The organism is Kineosporia sp. NBRC 101731 (assembly GCF_030269305.1).
In the GTDB taxonomy this organism is placed as follows: Bacteria; Actinomycetota; Actinomycetes; order Actinomycetales; family Kineosporiaceae; genus Kineosporia.
In genome coordinates, this window is record NZ_BSTC01000001.1 from 180288 (window position 1) to 198480 (window position 18193).

The window sequence follows — 18193 nt, forward strand, 5'->3', positions numbered from 1 at the left end:
TCGGTGGATTCCAAGGGCCTACTGCATGTCCAGGGACGAATTAGCGACGCACCAGCGGAGCCATCCCGGCCGACCGCTCCACGGCCTCCTTGTCACCGCAAACTTCCAGCCAGTTGGCGAGCAGCCGGTGCCCACCCTGGGTCAGCACGCTCTCGGGGTGGAACTGCACCCCGTAGAGCGGCAGCTCCCGGTGCTGCAGAGCCATCACCACACCCCCGGCCGTGCGCCCGGTGACCTCGAGCTCGGCAGGCACGGTGTCGGCAACGACGGCCAGCGAGTGGTAGCGGGTGGCCGTGAACGGCTTCGGCAGCCCCTCGAGCACGCCCACGCCGTCGTGCTCCACCTCGCTGGTCTTACCGTGCATCAGCTCAGTAGCGTGCGTCACGGTGGCCCCGAAGACCTCTCCGAGGGCCTGGTGCCCCAGGCACACGCCGATCATCGGCTGCTTGGTCCCGGCGCAGTGCAGCACCATCTCCGGACTGACTCCGGCGTCTTTCGGGGCACCCGGCCCGGGTGACAGGAGAACCCCATCGTACCCGTCCGCGTCCTCAATTCTCACCTCGTCGTTCCGCCGCACCTCGCACTCGGCGCCGAGCTGGGTCAGGTAACCGGCGATCGTGTAGACGAAGCTGTCGTAGTTGTCGACGACGAGCACTCTGACGGGCTTCAACTCATGACTCCTGGTCGGTCTCGGTGGCATCGGGAGAAGTCGGTGTGGGGGTCGCTGAACCCGCCACCCGGGCATGGCTGAGGCTGAGTGACCCCTGATAGGCGGGGAAGCTCAGGTCCGGCGAGCTCTTCACGTCCCACCCGAGCCGCAGGGAAGCCACGTACTGCAGGTAGATGCCGATCTGGGGAGACGCGTCGACGGCGGCGCGCAGCTTGTCGATGTTGCCGATCGCGGTGATCTTGTAGGGCGGCGAGTAGACCCGTCCCTGCAGGATCAGCGTGTTGCCGACGCAGCGCACGGCGCTGGTGGAGATCACCCGCTGGTCCATGAGCATCATCGACTCGGCGCCGCCGGCCCACAGCGCGTTCACCACGGCCTGCACGTCTTGCTGGTGAACGACCAGGTCATTGGGACCGGCCTGGGCGGGCACCGAGGAGTCGCGGGGCGCGTCGTCCAGGGTGATGGTCAGACCAGGCCCGGTGACCGCCACCAGTCCGGCCTGGGCCTCCACCCCGACCGAACCCTTCTCCAGGTCGCGGATCGTGCGGTCGGTGGCCGCAGCGGCCGCGGTGTCGGCCTTGACCTGCTCGTTCAGCGCGGCGACGCGCTGGCTCTGCTCCTGCACGCGCTCGTTCTCGTCTTCGAGCAGATCGGCCAGGTCGGCCCGCTGCGAGCGCAGCTGGGTGCCGTGCGAGGTGTGGGCGCTGGTGGTGAACAAGAGACCGGCGGTGACCAGCACGACGCCGACGCCGACCGTGCCGGTGCGGGTGTGCCGGGGAGCCCGCACGACCGGGGTGGCGGTGCCTCCGAGGGGGATGTGGGGGTTCGCGCGCGGACGTGTCTGGCCGTTCTCAACTGGATCGTCCGATGCGGGTGCCACAGCACTACGCTAGAGGAAGTCGCCGCACGCCCGCCGGTGTGTGGCCCCCAGCTGAAGCCGTACCTGTCCCCGGAGGAGTCCGTCGATGCCCGAGTCCAAGCAGAGGAACAAGGGTGGGTACGAAGCCCCCCGCGCTAAGACTGCGGTCCAGAAGCCCAATGGCCGGTTCTTCGCGCCCATCATGGTCGGCTTCCTGATCCTCGGTCTGGCCTGGATCGTGGCCTACTACCTCACCCAGGGTGACTACCCGGTACCCAACATCAACGACTGGAACCTGGTGGTCGGCATCGGGATCGCTCTGTGCGGTTTCGGCATGCTCACCCGCTGGCGCTAGTCCACAGGAATTACACCGGTGGAACTTGTCCCCAGAGTTTTCCACAGCTGTGAATAACTGAAGCGGCCGCCGCGTCCTGGTGCGAAAACCGGGACACGGCGGACCGAATCGGGAGTGAAGCCACCAGAAGCCCCTGATCCCAACCAATCAGGCCCGGCTACGCTCAGGCTCATGGAGCATTCCCAGACCTGGCCCGCGGTGGTTTTCGACATCGGCGGCGTTCTCACCACCTCTGAGGGTGGCGTGCCCGAGCTGTCGCGGATCATCGGCGTGGAGCCGGAGCGCTTCGCCGGCCCCTACTGGGAGTACCGGCCCGCCTACGACCGCGGCACGTTGCCCACCGAGTACTGGCCCCTGGTCGCCGCCGATCTCGGCCTGGAATGGTCGGATGCGGACCTCGAGCGCATCGATCTCTTCGACGCCCAGCGCTGGTCGCGTCTCGCACCCGGTCGCACCGAGTTACTCACAGCCCTGCAGACCGGTGGGGTGACGACCGCGCTGCTCTCGAACGCACCCTCGTCGATGGCGCGGGTGGTGAAGGCCGCCGATTGGTCGGCCGGGTTCGATCACCAGATCTTTTCCTGCGACCTGGGCCTGATCAAGCCCGACGCGAAGATCTACCAGGCGGTGGAAGACGCTCTGGGCCGGCCGGGTGAGCAGCTGGTGTTCTTCGACGACCGGCCGCCGAACATCGATGCGGCTCGCGAGCGGGGCTGGCAGGCCCATCTGTGGACAGGCCCGGAAGCCTGTCGCGAGGTGCTCATCAGTCTGGGCCTGCCGACCCCTTAGAGCAGCAGCCCTTCCGGAACCATGCTGATCTTGATCATGTAGGCCGCAGCGAGCACCACGACCACCGCGATCACGCCGCCGGCCTGCACGGCCGTACGGTTGGCCCGTGGCGCGTACGCCAGCACGGCCGCCGTGACCACACCCGTCACCAGGCCACCGAGGTGGGCCTGCCAGGCGATGTTGGGCAGCAGCAGACCGATGACGAAGTTGATGCCGATCATCGCGACGATCTGCGTGGCGTCGCGGTTCAGCCGCCGCTGCACCACGAAGAACGCGCCGAACAGGCCGAACACCGCACCGGAAGCGCCCACCGTGGTGGTCACCCAGGAACCGGTGACGTTCGGGGTGGCCAGCACCAGCGAGGCGATCGAGCCGCCGAGGGCGCTGACCAGGTAGAGCGCCGCGAACCGGACCCGGCCGAACATCTGCTCCAGGTACGGCCCGGTGATCCACAGGGCGTACATGTTGAAGAGGATGTGCAGCGGGCTGGTGGAGTGCAGGAACGCCGCGGTGATGAGCCGCCAGGGCTCGGACTCCGACAGCGGGGGGAAGAACGCGAAGTCACTGGTGATCTGTGAGTTCGACAGCTGCAACAGCCAGGCGACGACGCACAGGCCGATGATCGTCATCGTCACCAGCGGCCGGCCACCGGGGGTCAGAGCCGCCCCGAACGGTGTGCGGGCCGTGCGCATGCCCTTGTTCTGGTTACGCACACAGTCCACGCACTGCACACCGACGGCCGCCGCACGCTGGCACTCCGGGCAGACCGGCCGCTCGCAGCGCTGGCACCGGACGTAGGACACGCGGTCCGGGTGGCGCGGACAGACCGGTTCCCCGGCCGCCGCGCCACCCGTGGAGGGCTGAGTGGTCACCCGCGCGTGATGGTGACCCGCTCGATCACGACGTCCTTCTCGGGACGGTCGCGACGATCGACCGGGGTGTTGGAGATGCTGTCCACGACATCACGGCTGGCCTGGTCAGCGACCTGGCCGAAGATCGTGTGCTTGCCCTGGAGGTGGGTCGGGGTGCTCGTGGTGATGAAGAACTGCGAGCCGTTGGTGCCCCGGCCGCCGCGGACGCCGGCGTTCGCCATGGCCAGCAGGTACGGCTGGGTGAACGTGAGCTCCGGGTGGATCTCGTCGTCGAAGTTGTACCCCGGGCCGCCGGTGCCGGTGCCGGTCGGGTCTCCACCCTGGATCATGAACCCTGCGATGACGCGGTGGAAGATGATGCCGTCGTAGAAGTTCTTGCCGTTGTTCGGCCCTTCCTGGGTGCCCTCCGCCAGCTCGACGAAGTTACGCACCGTCTTGGGGGCGTGGTTCGGGAAGAGCTGAATGCGGATCATGCCGTGGTTCGTGAGCATGTCGGCATACAGGTTTGACGGAAGCTGCTCGGTCAACGGGTGATTCCCCTTCAGGATGTGCGGATGTCGCTCGATGCTGATGAAGTCTGTCACGGACCGGCCGGCGCCATCGGTTGAGTTCGCCCTGCGCGGACACGCCAGCACCGGGTACGTCTTTCCCAACGGCCGAACGTGCTGGATGGATCCCCAGGGACAGCACCTCGACTTGGTACTCCACGGTAAAGATCACATAGTGGATCTGACGATGGAGCTCGGGTGGCATATTGCTCAGATCGCGGAACGATGGGGACCAACGCGGCGCGCTCAGTGCCTCGGCGAGTGGGCCGCATGAACAGGGAGGACGATGCCGTGAGTTCGCGAAGGAAGAGGGCCAACGCCAAGAGCGAGGCCCAGGCGCAGCTGCGATCAGCACTGGAGAGCGCTGCTGCCAACGCCCGCACCGGCGGGGTCATCGTCGCCGAGCGGGTGACTCCCGCCGCGATCGCGACGAAAGACCGCGTAGCGGTTGTCACGAAGGACCACGTGGTCCCGGCGGTGCGCAATGCCGCTGACCACGCCGGCCCGGCGCTGGAGAAGGGCTACGCCCAGGCCCGGGAGAAGGCTGCCCCGGTCGTGGCCCACGGGCGCGACAAGTTCGTCGACGACCTGCTGCCGAAGCTGGCCGAGGCCATTGCCGCGGCGTCGGCCGCCGCGATCGCCGCGCGTGACAACGCCGTGGAGACCGCGCAGGACCGCGCCACCTACGCGGTGGAGCAGCTGCCGAAGAACAAGAAGGCGCTGAAGAAGGCCCGTCGCCGTCAGCGTCGCCGCCGTTTCCTGCTCTTCTCGGTGATCGCGGCCGCCGCCGGTGGCGCAGCCGTGGCCTGGAAGAAGAGCAACGAGAACAAAGACCCGTGGACACCCGACCCGGGTGTCGCCACGGTCAACGGCGCCGCCAACGGCACTCCGCTCACCACCACCCCGGTGGTGCCGCCGGAAGAGCCGGATTCGGACAAGATCATCGGTGACCCGATCGCGGGAGACCCGCGGTCCGACCGCCGATAGGCCCGAACGCTGAGAAGCCCGAACTACGGGCGTCCTGTTCACCTTTCGAGGTGACCAGGACGTCCGTAGTTTGCTTGAGGACGCATGCCCGCCCCACTCCCAGCGCGGACACACCAGCAATTCATGCACCCCAATTCTTCCGTGATCATGCAAATCCTCCCCGCTGATCAAGCGGACCCCCACCCAGAGCCCTGACCCGTAAACGGTCGGCCCGGGCAAAATGCTTGTCGGCCCGGTCCGTCTCACCCAGTGCCAGTGCCAGTCGCCCGAGATAGGTCGCGACCGGACCCAGGTAGACCATCCCGCTGCCCGCGCCCGCTAGTTCGTCCTGCGCCGGAAGTAGCTGTGCGTAGGCCCTTCTCATAGACGGCTCGTCCCCGTCCCGCAGCGCGACGAGGGCTTGCAGACAGGTGCGGGCCTCGAACAGCAGGTCCCGCGGAGACGAGGCCGGCACCGGACCGGCCTTCAACAGAGCCTCGGCCCAGGGCTGATACGGGCCGAAATCCTGCAATCCTTCTCCCTCCTCGCCGTTCACCAGGTCGAGACACAGCAGGGCCAGAGGCACGATCCCGCTCTCCAGACCGGGCATGCCGGAACCGGGCAGGGTTGCTCCCGCTGTGAGATAGGCCTCGCGGGCCTCCTCGGCCGAGCCGACAACAGCCGTGCGAAGCGCCGTGAACCAGGTCGTGAACACCCCGACCAACGGAATCCCGTGCCGCTCGGCCAGGACGTCCGCCGCCCGGGCGTGGCGCTCGGCTGCCCCCAGGTCGGCCAGCGCCGCGTACGACTGGATGAGGATGAGGTGGCCCAGCACCTCCACCGTCGGAAGACCGGCAGGCTGAGCTGCGGCGATCTCCAGAAGCTCGTGACCGATCAGCGCCCGCTCGGGAGCCAGGCCGGCCCGGGCGAAGGTCTGCAGAAACCGGCCGTTGAGCGCGAGTGCCAGCAGGTTCGGGTCGTCGAGGTCGCGGGCCAGACGCTCCGCCTCGTGCGCGGCTTCCATCCCGCGTGGCCCGGAGTCCGCCCGCCGTTCCAGGGCGATGGTCACCAGCAGGCGGGCACACTCAGGGAGGTGTTCCTCGTCCTCTGCTCGAAGCCCTGCCAACGCGCGCTCAGCCGAGTCGACCAGAAAACCCGACAATTCCTCGTCGTCGTTGGCGGTCCAGATCGCCGGAACATCAAAAGCGCCCACCACCTGGGCAAACAGCAGCGGATCGGCAAGCTCGGCGGCGGCCCGCACGGCCTCACCCCGGTACTGCCGGGCCTGCGCGAGTTCCCCGGTGACCGCGAGCGCCCGCACCAGTCCCATCAGCGCCTCGAGCCGTTCCCGGTGGCTGTCCGGACCGGTCGAGGTCGGATCTTGCCCCCGAATCGCCGCCCGCCACAGACTGCTCCCGGAAACTTCTCTCGGTGCAGGCTTTTCCAGATGCTCGGCGTGAGCGAGAACATCCGACTCCAGCTGCCGCAGAGCATCACCGGGTTCCACCCCGAGCTGCTCGACCAGTGTCTGCCGGGCCCGGCGCAGCGCCGCCAGCGCATCCCCCTGACGCCCGGTCCGGTACAGCGCGAGTGCCAAGAGACGCCATCCGTCCTCCCGTAACGGGTGGCGCTCGACGTGCGCCTCCAGATCGGGAACGAGAGCGGCGGCACGCCCTAGTTCCAGCGCGGCCCCGGCCCGGCACTCGACGGCGAGCGACCGCAACTCGTCCAGACGGTGAGCCTCGGCCCGGGCCCAGGGCTGGTCGCCGAACTCCGCATAGGCCGGTCCGCGCCACCGGTTCAGAGCGCGTTCCAGCTGGTCGTGGGCCTGAAGGGGCTGTCCAGCGGCGATCTGGCGCTGCCCCTGTTCCAGGCCTTGGGCGAACTCCCAGGCATCGACAGCGGGAGCGCGCACGGCATATCCGGGCGCCTGGGTGACGAGCAGTGACGACGCCGTACGCGGCGGGCGGTCAGGTTCCAGCGACTTGCGCAGCGCCCCGACGAAGGTCTGCACCGAGCCCAGCGCGCCCTGCGGCGGGTCGTCCCAGAGATCGTCGATCAGCCACTGCACCGGCACCACCCGCGGCGCCGCGATCAGCAACCGTGCCAGCACCGCCCGGTGCCGAGGCCCACCGACCCTGAGCTCACGACCTTCGTCCCTGACCTCGAGCGGCCCCAGCACCCCGAATCGCAACACCCCCCGACTCTAGGTTTCGCCCGGAGAGGTCCCCCACTCCCCGCCTACTGATTGGTTGCTGATTCATCCCACCCACCCTGATCCGCATGACAGAGATTCCTGGTTTCGACTACCGCCGGATCGAGGGTGCCGAAGGAGTGCACCTGAATGTGGCGGTGGGCGGTGCAGGCCCCGCGGTCGTCCTGCTGCACGGCTTCCCACAGACCCACCTGTGCTGGCGCGACGTCGCCGTCGAGTTGGCTCAGGAGCACACCGTCATCTGCCCTGACCTGCGCGGATACGGGGACAGCGACAAGCCGGAAGACACCGGTGAGACCTACTCCAAGCGCATCATGGCCGCAGACGTGGTGGCCGTGGCGAAGAACCTGGGCTTCGACCGCTTTGCCCTGGCCGGGCACGACCGGGGCGCCCTGGTCGCGATCCGGGCGGCACTCGACCACCCGCAGACCGTGACCCACCTGGCCTCGCTCGACGTCTTCACCACGCTGGACATGTGGGATGTGATGGCCGGTCGTGCCGCCGCCGTGGGCTTCCACCTCTACCTGATGGCCCAGCCGCCCGGCCTGCCCGAACTCATGATCAACGCGGTTCCGGACGAATTCTTCGGCCACTTCCTCGACATCTGGGCCACGTCACCGCTGGAGTACCGCGAGATCTACCTGGAGAAGTCCCGCGCGGCCGTGACCTCGATCGTCGCCGACTACCGGGCGTCGGCCGGCATCGACGTCGACCACGACCAGGCCGACCGCGACGCCGGGAACCACCTGCGCATGCCGGTCACCGTGCTGCAGCAGGACTGGGGCCAGGCCATGACCGGTCAGGCCGTCGAGCGCTGGCAGGCCTGGGCCCCCGATCTGGAGCACCGCACGGTCAACTGCGGGCACTTCATGGCCGAGGAAGACCCGGCCACGATCACCCAGGCCCTGAAAACCCTCCTGAAGCGCTAGCCACCACCAAATTCCCCGTGATCATGCAAAACCTCCCCGGAGTTCTAGAACTCTACGACTCACAGTTCTAGAACGCTGGGGAGTGGGGGCACCTCCCGGCCGAAGGCTGGGGGATTTGCATGATCACGAACAAAGAGAGGGGGGAGGTCTTCAGACGGCTAGGTTGCTCGAGCCGCCCAGGTTCCCGATCATCCGCCGCAGCGTGTTGATGGTGGTGACGTAGTCCTCGGTGCTGATCCCGGCGCAGGTCTCGGCGTGGGCACCGGCATTGCGTTCGCGGGCGCGGGCCAGGCCCTCCTCCCCGGTCGCCGTCAAAACGAAACCGGGCTCCTCGAGCAACCATCCACGCTCGATCAGGTCGTCGAACACGTCTTCCAGCTCGACGCCCAGGTCGTCGTAGGGCTGGAGTTTGTCGGCCAGCTCGGTGCGGGTCCAGGTGCCCGGCGAACCAGCGACGTGGTTCAGCGTCCACCAGTGCGGCTGGGTGAGCTGCTCGAAGGCCAGCTCGGCGCGCAGGCGCCCGACGACCGCCCGGTAGGCGGCCCCGCTCCAGTAGCCGATGGGCTGGGCCGCCACCTGGTCGTCCGGGTACTCGTTCATCATCATGGCGGCCACCGTACGAAGGTGAGGTCAAACAGCAGTAACAGAGGACGCCTCGGTCGCCTGCGGTGCGGAGGTCACCGGGTCGGGGTGGATGGTGGCGAGCAGGACACGCAGCACGCCGACCCAGGTCAGGGCGGCGCCGCCCATGTGGATGACCACCACCACCCAGGGCAGGCCGTCGAGGCTCTGGTAGAGGCCGACCATCATCTGCGCGACCAGCACCCCGAGCAGGATCAGCCCACGCTGCAAGGTCTTGCGGTCTCCGGCGCGATGCGCGGCGACGGCGCAGACCGCGGCCAGCCCGAGCACCAGCACGCCCAGCAGCCCGTGGATCCAGGCCATGGCGGCCCAGTCGATCTGGATGCGGTGCACCTCGCTGGAGTCACCCGGGTGCGGGCCGGAGCCGGTGGTCAGTGTGCCCGCCACCACCAGGAACCCGGCCACGACGACCAGGGCCCAGGCCAGTTTCGTGCGCATCGGACGCGTCGGGTCGAGTGCCGGCCCCGGAAGCACCACGGTGCCGTCGGCGGCCTGCGACGTGCTCGGAACGTCGTTCTGGGTGAGCACCGCCCGCCGCCCGTACCGCGGGCCGGAGCCGCTGACCGTGCGCCGGTTCCACGCCTCGAAGGCGTGGCTGTGGGCGAAGTCGTAGCTCAGCGCCGTCGTGGTCAGCAGCAGCGTGGCGGCGCAGAAGTGCACGGCCACCAGGTACGGGTTCAGGCCCGTCCACACCGTGATCCCGCCGAGCACGGCGTTCAGCACGATGATGAAGAACTGCGACCAGGTGGTGCGCACCAGCCAGCGGTTCGGCACCTTCTGGAACCGCGCCGTGATGATCGCCAGCCCCACCGCCACCGAGATGACGAAGGTCAGCAGGCGGTTGGTGAACTCGATGGCTCCGTGGATACCCATCTCGGCGGGCACGACCAGGGAGTCTTCTGTGCACTTGGGCCAGGTCGTGCAGCCCAGGCCGGAGCCGGTCAGCCGGACGATACCGCCGGTCAGGATGATCCCGATGCTGCAGACCAGGGCGAACGTGGTGGCCCAGCGCACCGCCCGAGGATTCAGCCGGATGAAGGGCTCGAGCAGGCCGAACGGCGTACGCATGGGTCCGAGTCTGTCATGTCGCGCAGCGTGATCCACCGTAGGTCCGCCCGAGGAGAGACAGGTCGGGACGAACAGCGGAGCGTTCCGGGACGAAGGTCAGATCTCGGGCCGGCGGAGATCGGGAAAGACTGGTGCCAGGTCGGAATCCGGATCGGTCTTCATGTCGTGCCGGGGTCGCATCTGCCGGGGAATCAGGCCGCTGCGTGGGGTGAGCATGGGAACCTCACCGGATTCCGGCCCCTGAACCCGCTGCTGGGGAACCGGCGGAACGGGTGCCGGGGCGGTGGACACTTTCGTCCCGCCCACAGCGTGTGCCTCCCCGCCGCTGAGATTGACCACGATCACCCCGAGAATGATCAGCAGCAGTCCGCCGATGCGCGGCAGGGTGATCGTCTCACCGAACATCACCACCGCGAGAAGCGTGATGGCCGCCGTGCCCACAGCTGACCAGAGTGCGTAGACCAGGCCCACATCAAGGGTTTTCAACGCAAAGCCAAGAAGACTGAAACAGCCGATGTACCCCACCACGACGATCACACTCGGCCAGAACCGGGTGAATCCATCAGCCGTTTTCAGGCTGATCGTCGCCATGATCTCCAGAACGATAGCTCCCGCCAGAGCCAGCCACGCCACGACATTCCCCCACATCCGCCCGCTTGATCAACAGCTTGAACTGTATAGCGAAATTGACTGCGGAGTAGGCGAACCCGATTTCAATGCATCGAGATTCCCTTGATCCGAAGGACATTCCACGAAGGGACGATGTGGCACCGTCATCCGTCTACCCGATGTCCGCGTCACAGCACTTTCACAGTTTTCACAGCAGTCACATAAGTAATTCGCACAGCAGGCTTTCAGACTTCCTTGCCGATCACCCCAGCTCCCGCCCCGAGGATTCTTCATAACCGGATCACCCGAGGAACTCCAGGAGGAGCCATGGCCATCACCGACATCGTCGTGCCTGGGCTGCGCCGGAACCACCTGCCCGAGCAGCCGCTCGTCGCCGGCCACCGCGCAGCCGCCACCACGGTGGCCTGGCCCGCCTGGGGAACCACCGCGTCCGTCACCGTCGACGACCCGGCCGCCCTGACCGTGGCCCGCCGCATCGTCTCCCGTCAGATCGCGGCCGCCGAGAAGGCCGCCGCCCGCTTCCGTTCCGACGCCGAACTGCACAAGCTGTACCGGGCCGGGGGCAGTCCGGTGACGGTCAGCCCGCTGCTCGCCGAACTGGTCGCAGCCTCCCTGGCCGTGGCGATGCGCACCGACGGCGACATCGACCCCACCGTGGGTGCGGCGATGAACGCGGTCGGCTCGGTCGGTCGGGACCGCTCCCACCTGCCGGTCTGCGGTTCCCGCCCGACCGGCGGCCGCCCCGCGGCGGGCTGGGAGCAGGTCCGGCTGGAGGGTCGCAAGCTCCAGGTCCCGGCCGGCACCACGCTCGACCTGAGCGCCACCGCCAAGGCCGCCGTCTGCGACATGGCGGCCGCCCGGGTGCGCGAGCGCGTCGACGCCGGGGTGCTGGTGCGGCTCGGCGGCAACGTCGCCTCGGCCGGCCCGGCCCCGGAACAGGGCTGGAGAGTGCTGATCGAAGACCGCGACGGCGACCTCACCACGCAGATCCACCTGCCCGCCGGCGCGGCTCTGAGCACGTCCCGGATCGCGGTTCTTCCCGAGCGGCACCGCGACGCCCGGGTGACCCACCTGATCGACCCCCACACCGGCGAGATGCCCCTGCCGGTGTGGCGCATGGTCAGCGCCATCGGCTTCACCTGCCTCGAGGCCTCGACCTACTCCACCGCCTCGCTGGTGCGCGGCACCCGGGCCCGCTCCTGGCTCACCCAGCTCTGGGTGCCCGCCCGGCTGATCACGGTGGCTGACGACGAGCTGCTCTCCGGCAACTGGGCCGCGCACACAACGCCCCCCAACCCGTCGTGATCATGCAAAAACTCCCCAGCGTTCTAGAACTCTTCCCCGCCCGACAGACCGCCCGACAGACCTCCCGACAGACCTCCCGACAGACCACGAAGGAAAACCGATGACAGCCACCCTGGACAGCCAGACCGGCTCCGGGCCCCAGACCGATCCGCCTCCCCCGAGCCGGGCCGACAGCGCCCAGGGCACCCGCGGCCTGGGCCGGCGCATCGTCCGTGGCCGGGAGCAGGACCCAGCCTGGGTCCGCCCGGCCCTCCTCGCCCTGCTCGTCTCCACGGCCTTCCTCTACATGTGGGGCCTGGGCGCGTCCGGCTGGGCGAACTCCTTCTACTCCGCCGCCGTGCAGGCCGGGTCGAAGAGCTGGGAGGCGTTCTTCTTCGGCTCCTCCGACGCCGCGAACGCGATCACGGTGGACAAGCCGCCGCTGGCGCTGTGGCCGATGGCCCTGGCGGTGCGGATCTTCGGCCTGAGCTCGTGGAGCATCCTGCTCCCCCAGGCCGTGATGGGTGTGGCCTCGGTCGGCCTGCTCTTCACCATCGTCCGGCGCCACTTCGGGGCCGGGGCCGGGCTACTCGCCGGGGCCGTGCTCGCCACCACGCCGGTGGCCACGCTGATGTTCCGGTTCAACAACCCGGACGCCCTGCTCGTGCTCCTGATGATCGCCAGCGTCTACTTCGTGCTGCGCGCCGTCGAGCACGCGAAGATGCGCTGGCTGCTCCTGGCCGGCGTGATGATCGGCCTGGGCTTCCTGACCAAGCAGTTGCAGGCCCTGCTCGTGGTGCCGGCCCTGGGCCTAACCTACCTGTGGGCCGCACCGACCACCTTCCTCAAGCGGATCGGCCACCTGCTGGCCGCTTTCGCCGCGATGATCGTCTCGGCCGGCTGGTGGATCGCTGCCGTCGAACTGTGGCCCGCCGACTCGCGTCCGTACATCGGTGGCTCGCAGAACAACTCGATCCTGGAACTCACCTTCGGCTACAACGGTCTGGGCCGGCTCACCGGTAACGAGACCGGAAGCGTCGGCAGCAACGGCAACTGGGGCGAGACCGGCATCACCCGGCTCTTCACCTCCGAGTTCTCCAGCCAGATCGGCTGGCTGATGCCGGCCGCGTTCATCCTGCTCGTCACCGGTCTGATCGCCACCCGGAAACTGCCGCGCACCAGCGCCGTTCGCGCCCAGTTCATCGTCTGGGGCGGCTGGCTGGTCATCACCTTCCTGACCTTCAGCCTGATGCAGGGCATCTTCCACTCCTACTACACCGTGGCCCTGGCCCCGGCCATCGCCGCCCTCGTCGGCATCGGCACGGCCGCGCTCTGGAAGACCCGCTCGGTCATCGGCACCTTCGCCCTGGCCGGCACCGTGCTGGTCACCGCGCTGTGGTCGTACACACTCCTGGCCAACAGCTCCGACTGGCACCCGTGGATCCGCGTGGTCGTGCTGATCACCGGCCTGCTCGCGACCGCGGGTCTGGCGGCCTCCAGCTGGCTCGCCGTCCGGCTGCAGGGCGTCACCCGCAAGCGCGTCATGCTCGGTATCGGCGCTCTCGCCCTGATCTCGGGCCTGCTCGGACCGACCGCGTACTCGCTGAACACAGCGGCCACGGCCCACACCGGGTCGATCCCCACGGCCGGTCCGAGTACCGGGATGGGTGGCATGGGCGGCGGAGGCGGCATGCGGGGCGGCGGTGGCGGAACGGGTGGCCCGGGCGGCCAGACCCAGGGCGGCGCCACCCAGGCCCCCGGTGGCACGGGTGGCACCACCCAGGGCCAGTCCCCGGGCGGCACCACCACCCAGGGTCAGGGCGGCTTCGGCGGCGGTATGGGCGGCGGCGGTATGGGCGGTCTGCTCAACGCCACCACCCCGAGCGACGAGATGGTGGCGGCGCTGCAGGCCAACGCCGACGACTACACCTGGGTCGCGGCCACGGTCGGATCGAACAACGCCTCCGGCTACCAGCTGGCCAGCGAAGAGCCGGTGATGGCAATCGGTGGCTTCAACGGCACCGACCCGGCACCGACGCTCGACGAGTTCAAGGCCTACGTGGCCGCAGGGAAGATCCACTACTTCATCCCCGGCAGCACGATGAGCGGCAGCAGCTCCAGCGGCAGTGACGCCGCGACGGAGATCACCGAGTGGGTCGAGGCTAACTACGCCACGACCACGATCGACGGCACCACGGTCTACGACCTCACCCAGTCGGCGACCTCGGCGACCTCCACCAGCTGACCGGCTCGCCCCCTCAGGGCGGACCGTGCATGATCGCGAACAGTTATCCGGCTGTGATCATGCACGGTCCGCCCTTTGAAACGTTCTTGAACGGTTCCGGAACGATTTCTGGCACGAATACCCGGGCCCGCCCGAAAGGGAACCGTCTGACGCCCGACGTGATCTGCGTCCCCCCTTTAACGTCAGTTCACTCACCCTTTGAAGCGACCCGGACAGGCCCCGGACTCTCGACCCCGAAGCGCCTCTGACCTGGGCAGCAGTAGGCCAGCCGTCGCAAAAGATGATCTTTCCCGAAGTCGGCCGAAAACATTGTCACTGAGCACCGGATCAAACCTTCCGGATCAAAAGACAGCCGAAAGGCATGAGGCGCCCGACGTTATTCATGCCGTAGCCTCACTCGCGTTCAACCGCTTGCCGAGACGCCAGGGAGAATCGTGGGCACGCTGGAGCAGATCGTCTACACGGGCATCATGATCAGCGGCGCGATCGCGATGGGGCAGATCGCCTGGCTGGGCACCGACAAGGTGATCGGGAAGCTCGGCACCGAGCCCCGGCACTGGCTGGAGAACAAACTCCGCAGCGAGAACTAATCAGTTACCCGGCGCCATTCCTGCGTAACAGTGAGCATTTACGTCAAGACTCACCCTTCGCCCCCGATGTGCAGGAGTGGGTCATGACGAGCACACCGGCCGACGTCGCAAGCGCCACGCACGAAACGCTGGAGGACTACACCCTCCGATTCGCTCCCCGCAGCTATCGCCGCTGGAGCACCGGGGTGTTTGCCGTCTCGGCCCTGGGCGGCATCGCCTATCTGGCCGACTTCGCCATCGGCGCCGACATCGGTCTGAGTTACGGCACCACCAATGCCCTCTGGGGCATCGCCGGGTTCGCCGTGGTGATCTTCCAGACCGGTTTCCCGTTGGCCTTCGACCTCGCCGCGTAGCCCAGCCAGAGGGGGACGATGCTGAGCTCGCTTCGCGGGGTGGGCACCCGGGCTTCCAGGCGAAGCGAGTTCTAACGAAGCTGGCGTAGACCCTCGATCAGGGGCGTCGTCGGCCGGCCGATGAGCCTGGACAGGTCGGCGGTGGCCTCAGCGAGGGCACCCTCGGCAATGTCGGCGTCGAGCTGGGTGAGGAACCCGACGAACCGCGGGTCGATACCGGCGGCCGTGAGGGCGGCGGTGTGCGATTCCCGGTCGAGCGGCACGAGCTCGACCGGACGGCCCAGGACCTCACCCATCACACTCGCGAGGTCGGCGAAGGTCCAGGCCACATCGCCGGAGAGCTCGTAGACGCGTCCGTCGTGATCGCCGCCGGCCAGCACGATCGCTGCGGCCTGCGCGTAGTCGGCGCGGGAGGCCGAGGCGACCCGTCCGGTACCGGCGCTGCTGAACAGCTTTCCGGTCGCCTCGGCGTTCTTCAGGTGAGCCCCGTAGTTCTCGTGATACCAGTTGTTGCGCAGAATCGAGTAGGCCAGACCCGAAGCCCGGATCAGGTTTTCGGTCGCCGCGTGGTCGGGCGCGACCAGCAGCACGGTGTCGTCGGCGTGCGGCGCCGAGGTGTAGGCGATGAAACCGACTCCGGCCTGCTGCGCCGCGGTGACGACCGAACCGTGCAGGGACACACGTTCGCCGGACTCGGGGCCCGAGATCAGGAGCAGCCGGTCGACACCGTCGAGGGCGCGGGCCAGGGCAGGAACGTCGCCGTACGGGGCGACGCGCACGCCCACACCCAGGTCGGCGAGCGCTTTCGCCCGGTCGGCGTCGCGCACCAGGGCGACGATGTCGGACGCGGGGGTGCCCCGGGTGAGGAGGGCGTCGACGACGAGAGAGCCCAGGGCTCCGGTGGCGCCGGTGAGAGCGATGCTCATGGTGGTCCTTCGGTTCGCAGAGCCTCCCGGTGAGGCGCTGAAAACCACGTTAATAGCCTGAGGATATTAGGTTCCTCAGGGATACTATTGGGCATGACCACGCCTTCGATCGAGCGCCCCTTCGGTAGCGGCACCGACGGGTTCGATCCCTGCCCGATCACCCCGGTGGTCGAAATGATCTTCAGCCGGTGGACCACCCCGCTCCTGTGGTCGCTGCACCACGAGGGACCGTTGCGGTTCAACGAGATCCGTGACCGGCTGACGGGGGTGACGCCGAAGGTGCTCACCCAGCGGCTCCGTCAGCTGGAACGCGACGGGTTGGTCACCCGTGAGCAGTTCCCGGAGGTACCGCCTCGGGTCGAGTACTCGATCACCGAGCTGGGTATGTCCCTCAGCCCGGCTTTCGGCGTTCTCGGCACCTGGGCCGACGAGAACCTGTCTCTGGTCGCGAATGCCCGTGAGCGCTACGACGGGTCGGGGCGGCCCCGCCCCGCCTGACCCCGACCAACACAGACCGATGCCGACTGACACAGACCGACGCAGGCGGGCGTCCACCAGGTGACCGATACTCTCGCTTCTCGTGACCCTGCGCGTGCTGGTGGCGGACGACCAAGAACTGGTGAGGACGGGCTACGCGACGATCCTGTCGGCACAGCCAGACATGGAGGTCGTGGGGGAGGCCGGTGACGGTCGCGCCGCCGTGAACCTGGCGCTGGAGCTGAAGCCTGATGTCGTGGTGATGGACGTGCGGATGCCCGTGCTCGACGGCATCAGCGCCACCCGCGAGCTGGCCGGCCCGGGGATCGAGAATCCGGCGAAGGTACTGGTCGTGACCACGTTCCAGCTGGACGAGTACGTCTACGAGGCGTTGCGGGCGGGGGCCAGCGGGTTCTTGCTGAAAGATGCTCCGCCCAGCGAGCTGTTGAACGGGATCCGGGTCATCGCTTCGGGGGAGTCGCTGCTGGCCCCGGCCATCACGCGGCGCCTGGTGGGAAAGTTCGGCGAGCGGCTGCGGCCCACCGCTGCCGGGCCGGATGCGCTGAAGGCTCTGACCCCACGCGAGATCGAGGTGCTGAAGCTGATCGCCGAGGGTATGTCCAACGTGGAGATCGCCGAGGCCATGGTGGTCAGCCGGGAGACCGTGAAGACCCATGTCTCACGCATCCTGACCAAACTCGACCTGCGCGACCGGGTGCAGGCCGTGGTGTTCTCGCACCGCAACGGGCTGGTGAGCTCGGCCTCGTAGAGGCGTCCCCCACGAGAGCTACTCCAGGTGCGCTCTGTGGCGTGACGACCGGGAAGCTTCTGAAATCTAGGTTCTTGGTGTGGCCCGGAGGCCGCGACCGACACCTAGCAGGAGGCTCCCGATGTTCGCTCAGCAGCTTCGTCAGACCCCCGTCCGTCTGGTCGTTCTGGCCATCGGCTTCCTGGCCGTGAACGCGGCCTTCATCGGCCCGCTCGCCGCGATGGTCAACCAGGGCAACCCGCTCCTGTCGCTGCTGACCCTGGTGCTGGGAGTCGCCGCCGCGGTCGCCGAGGTGTGGCTCTACCGCTGGGTGATCCGGAAGGTCGAGCACCGAGAGGCCACCGAGCTCGCCGCGGTCGACGTCGCTGCCCTGCGCCGCGGCACCCTGCTCGGCCTGGGCATGTTCTGCGTGGTGATGCTGCTGATCACGATCTTCGGCGGCTACGACTCGCTGAGCTGGGGTTCATTCTTCTCGGTCTTCGCCACCGCCGGCCTGATGGCCGCCGTCGCCGTGATCGAGGAGATCATCTTCCGCGGCATTCTCTTCCGCCTGCTGGAGCAGATGACCGGCACCCTCGGCGCGATGATCGGCTCGGCCGTGGTCTTCGGTGGTCTGCACCTGATCAACGACCCGACCGCCTTCTGGGGCGCCCTGGCCATCGCGATCCAGGGTGGTCTGATGCTGGCCGCCTGCTATGCCGTGACCCGCTCGCTGTGGCTGCCGATCGGTCTGCACTTCGGCTGGAACTTCGCTGAGTCCGGCATCTTCGGCACCACGGTCTCCGGCTCCAGCAACAGCGGTGGCGGCCTCTTCCACAGCGTGCTCGACGGCCCGACCCTGATCTCCGGCGGCGACTTCGGCCCCGAGGCCACCGTCTTCGCGGTGCTGGTCTGCAGCGCCCTCACCCTCCACTTCGTGCGGAAGATGAGGGCCCTCTCGAAGACCGAGGCCCAGGAACTCGCCGCCGTCTGACCCTCCCGCTCCACACCGCTCACGGTGGCATCA

At 68.1% G+C, this 18193-nt stretch carries 19 protein-coding genes and 1 pseudogene; 11 read left to right on the top strand and 9 right to left on the bottom strand.

Going from position 1 to position 18193, the window contains the following annotated elements; translation table 11 throughout:
• Positions 1-40: 40 nt before the first annotated feature.
• Entirely contained in the window at positions 41-670 is a 630-nt protein-coding gene (locus QSK05_RS00780) for an aminodeoxychorismate/anthranilate synthase component II (RefSeq protein ID WP_285592823.1), read from the bottom strand.
• 1 nt (position 671) lies between these two features.
• A complete protein-coding gene (locus QSK05_RS00785) occupies positions 672-1550 on the bottom strand; it encodes a DUF881 domain-containing protein (protein WP_285592824.1) in 879 nt (292 codons plus the stop codon).
• A gap of 85 nt (positions 1551-1635) precedes the next feature.
• Between QSK05_RS00785 and QSK05_RS00790 the strand changes: the two genes are divergently transcribed.
• Together QSK05_RS00790 and QSK05_RS00795 are read left to right on the top strand one after the other, a co-directional pair.
• Positions 1636-1884, top strand: coding sequence for a cell division protein CrgA (locus tag QSK05_RS00790; RefSeq protein WP_285592826.1), 249 nt, complete (start codon positions 1636-1638; stop codon positions 1882-1884).
• Positions 1885-2055: 171 nt separating this feature from the next.
• On the top strand, positions 2056-2673 hold the full coding sequence (locus tag QSK05_RS00795; RefSeq protein ID WP_285592828.1) for an HAD family hydrolase: 618 nt from the start codon (positions 2056-2058) through the stop codon (positions 2671-2673).
• Here the strand turns inward: QSK05_RS00795 and QSK05_RS00800 are convergent.
• Together QSK05_RS00800 and QSK05_RS00805 are read right to left on the bottom strand one after the other, a co-directional pair.
• Positions 2670-3545 (bottom strand): rhomboid family intramembrane serine protease, encoded by an 876-nt coding sequence (locus tag QSK05_RS00800; protein WP_285592830.1) that lies wholly within the window; start codon positions 3543-3545, stop codon positions 2670-2672. The genes QSK05_RS00795 and QSK05_RS00800 overlap by 4 nt on opposite strands.
• Positions 3542-4036, bottom strand: coding sequence for a peptidylprolyl isomerase (locus tag QSK05_RS00805; RefSeq protein WP_285592832.1), 495 nt, complete (start codon positions 4034-4036; stop codon positions 3542-3544). Before QSK05_RS00805 ends, QSK05_RS00800 begins: the two co-directional genes overlap by 4 nt.
• A 348-nt stretch (positions 4037-4384) precedes the next feature.
• Here QSK05_RS00805 and QSK05_RS00810 point away from each other — a divergent pair, with 348 nt between their 5' ends.
• Positions 4385-5080, top strand: a complete 696-nt coding sequence (locus QSK05_RS00810) for a hypothetical protein (protein ID WP_285592834.1) — start codon at positions 4385-4387, stop codon at positions 5078-5080.
• A gap of 145 nt (positions 5081-5225) precedes the next feature.
• On the opposite strand, the gene QSK05_RS00815 is transcribed toward QSK05_RS00810, so the two are convergent.
• The gene (locus tag QSK05_RS00815) at positions 5226-7256 is read right to left on the bottom strand and encodes an AfsR/SARP family transcriptional regulator (RefSeq protein ID WP_285592836.1); all 2031 of its coding nucleotides are present in this window, start codon (positions 7254-7256) and stop codon (positions 5226-5228) included.
• Between the two features lie 86 nt (positions 7257-7342).
• Here QSK05_RS00815 and QSK05_RS00820 point away from each other — a divergent pair, with 86 nt between their 5' ends.
• Entirely contained in the window at positions 7343-8203 is an 861-nt protein-coding gene (locus QSK05_RS00820) for an alpha/beta fold hydrolase (protein WP_285592838.1), read from the top strand.
• A 150-nt stretch (positions 8204-8353) separates the two neighbouring features.
• Here QSK05_RS00820 and QSK05_RS00825 read toward each other — a convergent pair whose 3' ends face one another.
• From QSK05_RS00825 to QSK05_RS00835, 3 genes are all read right to left on the bottom strand, one after another.
• On the bottom strand, positions 8354-8806 hold the full coding sequence (locus QSK05_RS00825; RefSeq protein ID WP_352300180.1) for a MarR family winged helix-turn-helix transcriptional regulator: 453 nt from the start codon (positions 8804-8806) through the stop codon (positions 8354-8356).
• A 27-nt stretch (positions 8807-8833) separates the two neighbouring features.
• A complete protein-coding gene (locus QSK05_RS00830) occupies positions 8834-9913 on the bottom strand; it encodes a COX15/CtaA family protein (protein ID WP_285592842.1) in 1080 nt (359 codons plus the stop codon).
• 96 nt (positions 9914-10009) lie between these two features.
• Positions 10010-10546 carry a DMT family transporter gene (locus QSK05_RS00835; protein ID WP_285592844.1) on the bottom strand — a complete coding sequence of 179 codons (537 nt, stop codon included), beginning with the start codon at positions 10544-10546 and terminating at the stop codon, positions 10010-10012.
• A 303-nt stretch (positions 10547-10849) separates the two neighbouring features.
• On the opposite strand from QSK05_RS00835, the gene QSK05_RS00840 reads away from it, so the two are divergent.
• From QSK05_RS00840 to QSK05_RS00855, 4 genes and pseudogenes are all read left to right on the top strand, one after another.
• Complete coding sequence (locus QSK05_RS00840) at positions 10850-11848, top strand: FAD:protein FMN transferase (protein WP_285592846.1); 999 nt, start codon at positions 10850-10852, stop codon at positions 11846-11848.
• A gap of 100 nt (positions 11849-11948) precedes the next feature.
• Positions 11949-14072, top strand: a complete 2124-nt coding sequence (locus QSK05_RS00845) for an ArnT family glycosyltransferase (protein WP_285592848.1) — start codon at positions 11949-11951, stop codon at positions 14070-14072.
• Between the two features lie 434 nt (positions 14073-14506).
• Positions 14507-14662 (top strand): hypothetical protein, encoded by a 156-nt coding sequence (locus QSK05_RS00850; protein ID WP_285592850.1) that lies wholly within the window; start codon positions 14507-14509, stop codon positions 14660-14662.
• 83 nt (positions 14663-14745) lie between these two features.
• Positions 14746-15000 (top strand): annotated as a pseudogene (locus tag QSK05_RS00855) (hypothetical protein); the annotation flags it as partial.
• Between the two features lie 86 nt (positions 15001-15086).
• Here the strand turns inward: QSK05_RS00855 and QSK05_RS00860 are convergent.
• Positions 15087-15941, bottom strand: a complete 855-nt coding sequence (locus tag QSK05_RS00860; RefSeq protein ID WP_285592853.1) for an SDR family oxidoreductase — start codon at positions 15939-15941, stop codon at positions 15087-15089.
• A gap of 93 nt (positions 15942-16034) precedes the next feature.
• Here QSK05_RS00860 and QSK05_RS00865 point away from each other — a divergent pair, with 93 nt between their 5' ends.
• The 3 genes from QSK05_RS00865 to QSK05_RS00875 all read left to right on the top strand — a co-directional run bounded on the left by QSK05_RS00865 (position 16035) and on the right by QSK05_RS00875 (position 18160).
• Positions 16035-16439: a winged helix-turn-helix transcriptional regulator gene (locus QSK05_RS00865; RefSeq protein WP_285592856.1), complete on the top strand. Its 405-nt coding sequence runs from the start codon at positions 16035-16037 to the stop codon at positions 16437-16439.
• Positions 16440-16521: 82 nt separating this feature from the next.
• Positions 16522-17187, top strand: a complete 666-nt coding sequence (locus QSK05_RS00870) for a response regulator (RefSeq protein ID WP_285592857.1) — start codon at positions 16522-16524, stop codon at positions 17185-17187.
• Positions 17188-17308: 121 nt separating this feature from the next.
• Positions 17309-18160: a CPBP family intramembrane glutamic endopeptidase gene (locus QSK05_RS00875; RefSeq protein WP_285592859.1), complete on the top strand. Its 852-nt coding sequence runs from the start codon at positions 17309-17311 to the stop codon at positions 18158-18160.
• Positions 18161-18193: the final 33 nt, after the last annotated feature.

Coding starts and splice junctions, on each gene's coding strand:
- QSK05_RS00790 (WP_285592826.1), top strand. CDS start 1,636: ATGCCCGAGTCCAAGCAGAGGAACAAGGGTGGGTACGAAGCCCCCCGC.
- QSK05_RS00795 (WP_285592828.1), top strand. CDS start 2,056: ATGGAGCATTCCCAGACCTGGCCCGCGGTGGTTTTCGACATCGGCGGC.
- QSK05_RS00805 (WP_285592832.1), bottom strand. CDS start 4,036: ATGCTCACGAACCACGGCATGATCCGCATTCAGCTCTTCCCGAACCAC.
- QSK05_RS00820 (WP_285592838.1), top strand. CDS start 7,343: ATGACAGAGATTCCTGGTTTCGACTACCGCCGGATCGAGGGTGCCGAA.
- QSK05_RS00825 (WP_352300180.1), bottom strand. CDS start 8,806: ATGATGAACGAGTACCCGGACGACCAGGTGGCGGCCCAGCCCATCGGC.
- QSK05_RS00830 (WP_285592842.1), bottom strand. CDS start 9,913: ATGCGTACGCCGTTCGGCCTGCTCGAGCCCTTCATCCGGCTGAATCCT.
- QSK05_RS00840 (WP_285592846.1), top strand. CDS start 10,850: ATGGCCATCACCGACATCGTCGTGCCTGGGCTGCGCCGGAACCACCTG.
- QSK05_RS00845 (WP_285592848.1), top strand. CDS start 11,949: ATGACAGCCACCCTGGACAGCCAGACCGGCTCCGGGCCCCAGACCGAT.
- QSK05_RS00860 (WP_285592853.1), bottom strand. CDS start 15,941: ATGAGCATCGCTCTCACCGGCGCCACCGGAGCCCTGGGCTCTCTCGTC.
- QSK05_RS00865 (WP_285592856.1), top strand. CDS start 16,035: ATGACCACGCCTTCGATCGAGCGCCCCTTCGGTAGCGGCACCGACGGG.
- QSK05_RS00875 (WP_285592859.1), top strand. CDS start 17,309: ATGTTCGCTCAGCAGCTTCGTCAGACCCCCGTCCGTCTGGTCGTTCTG.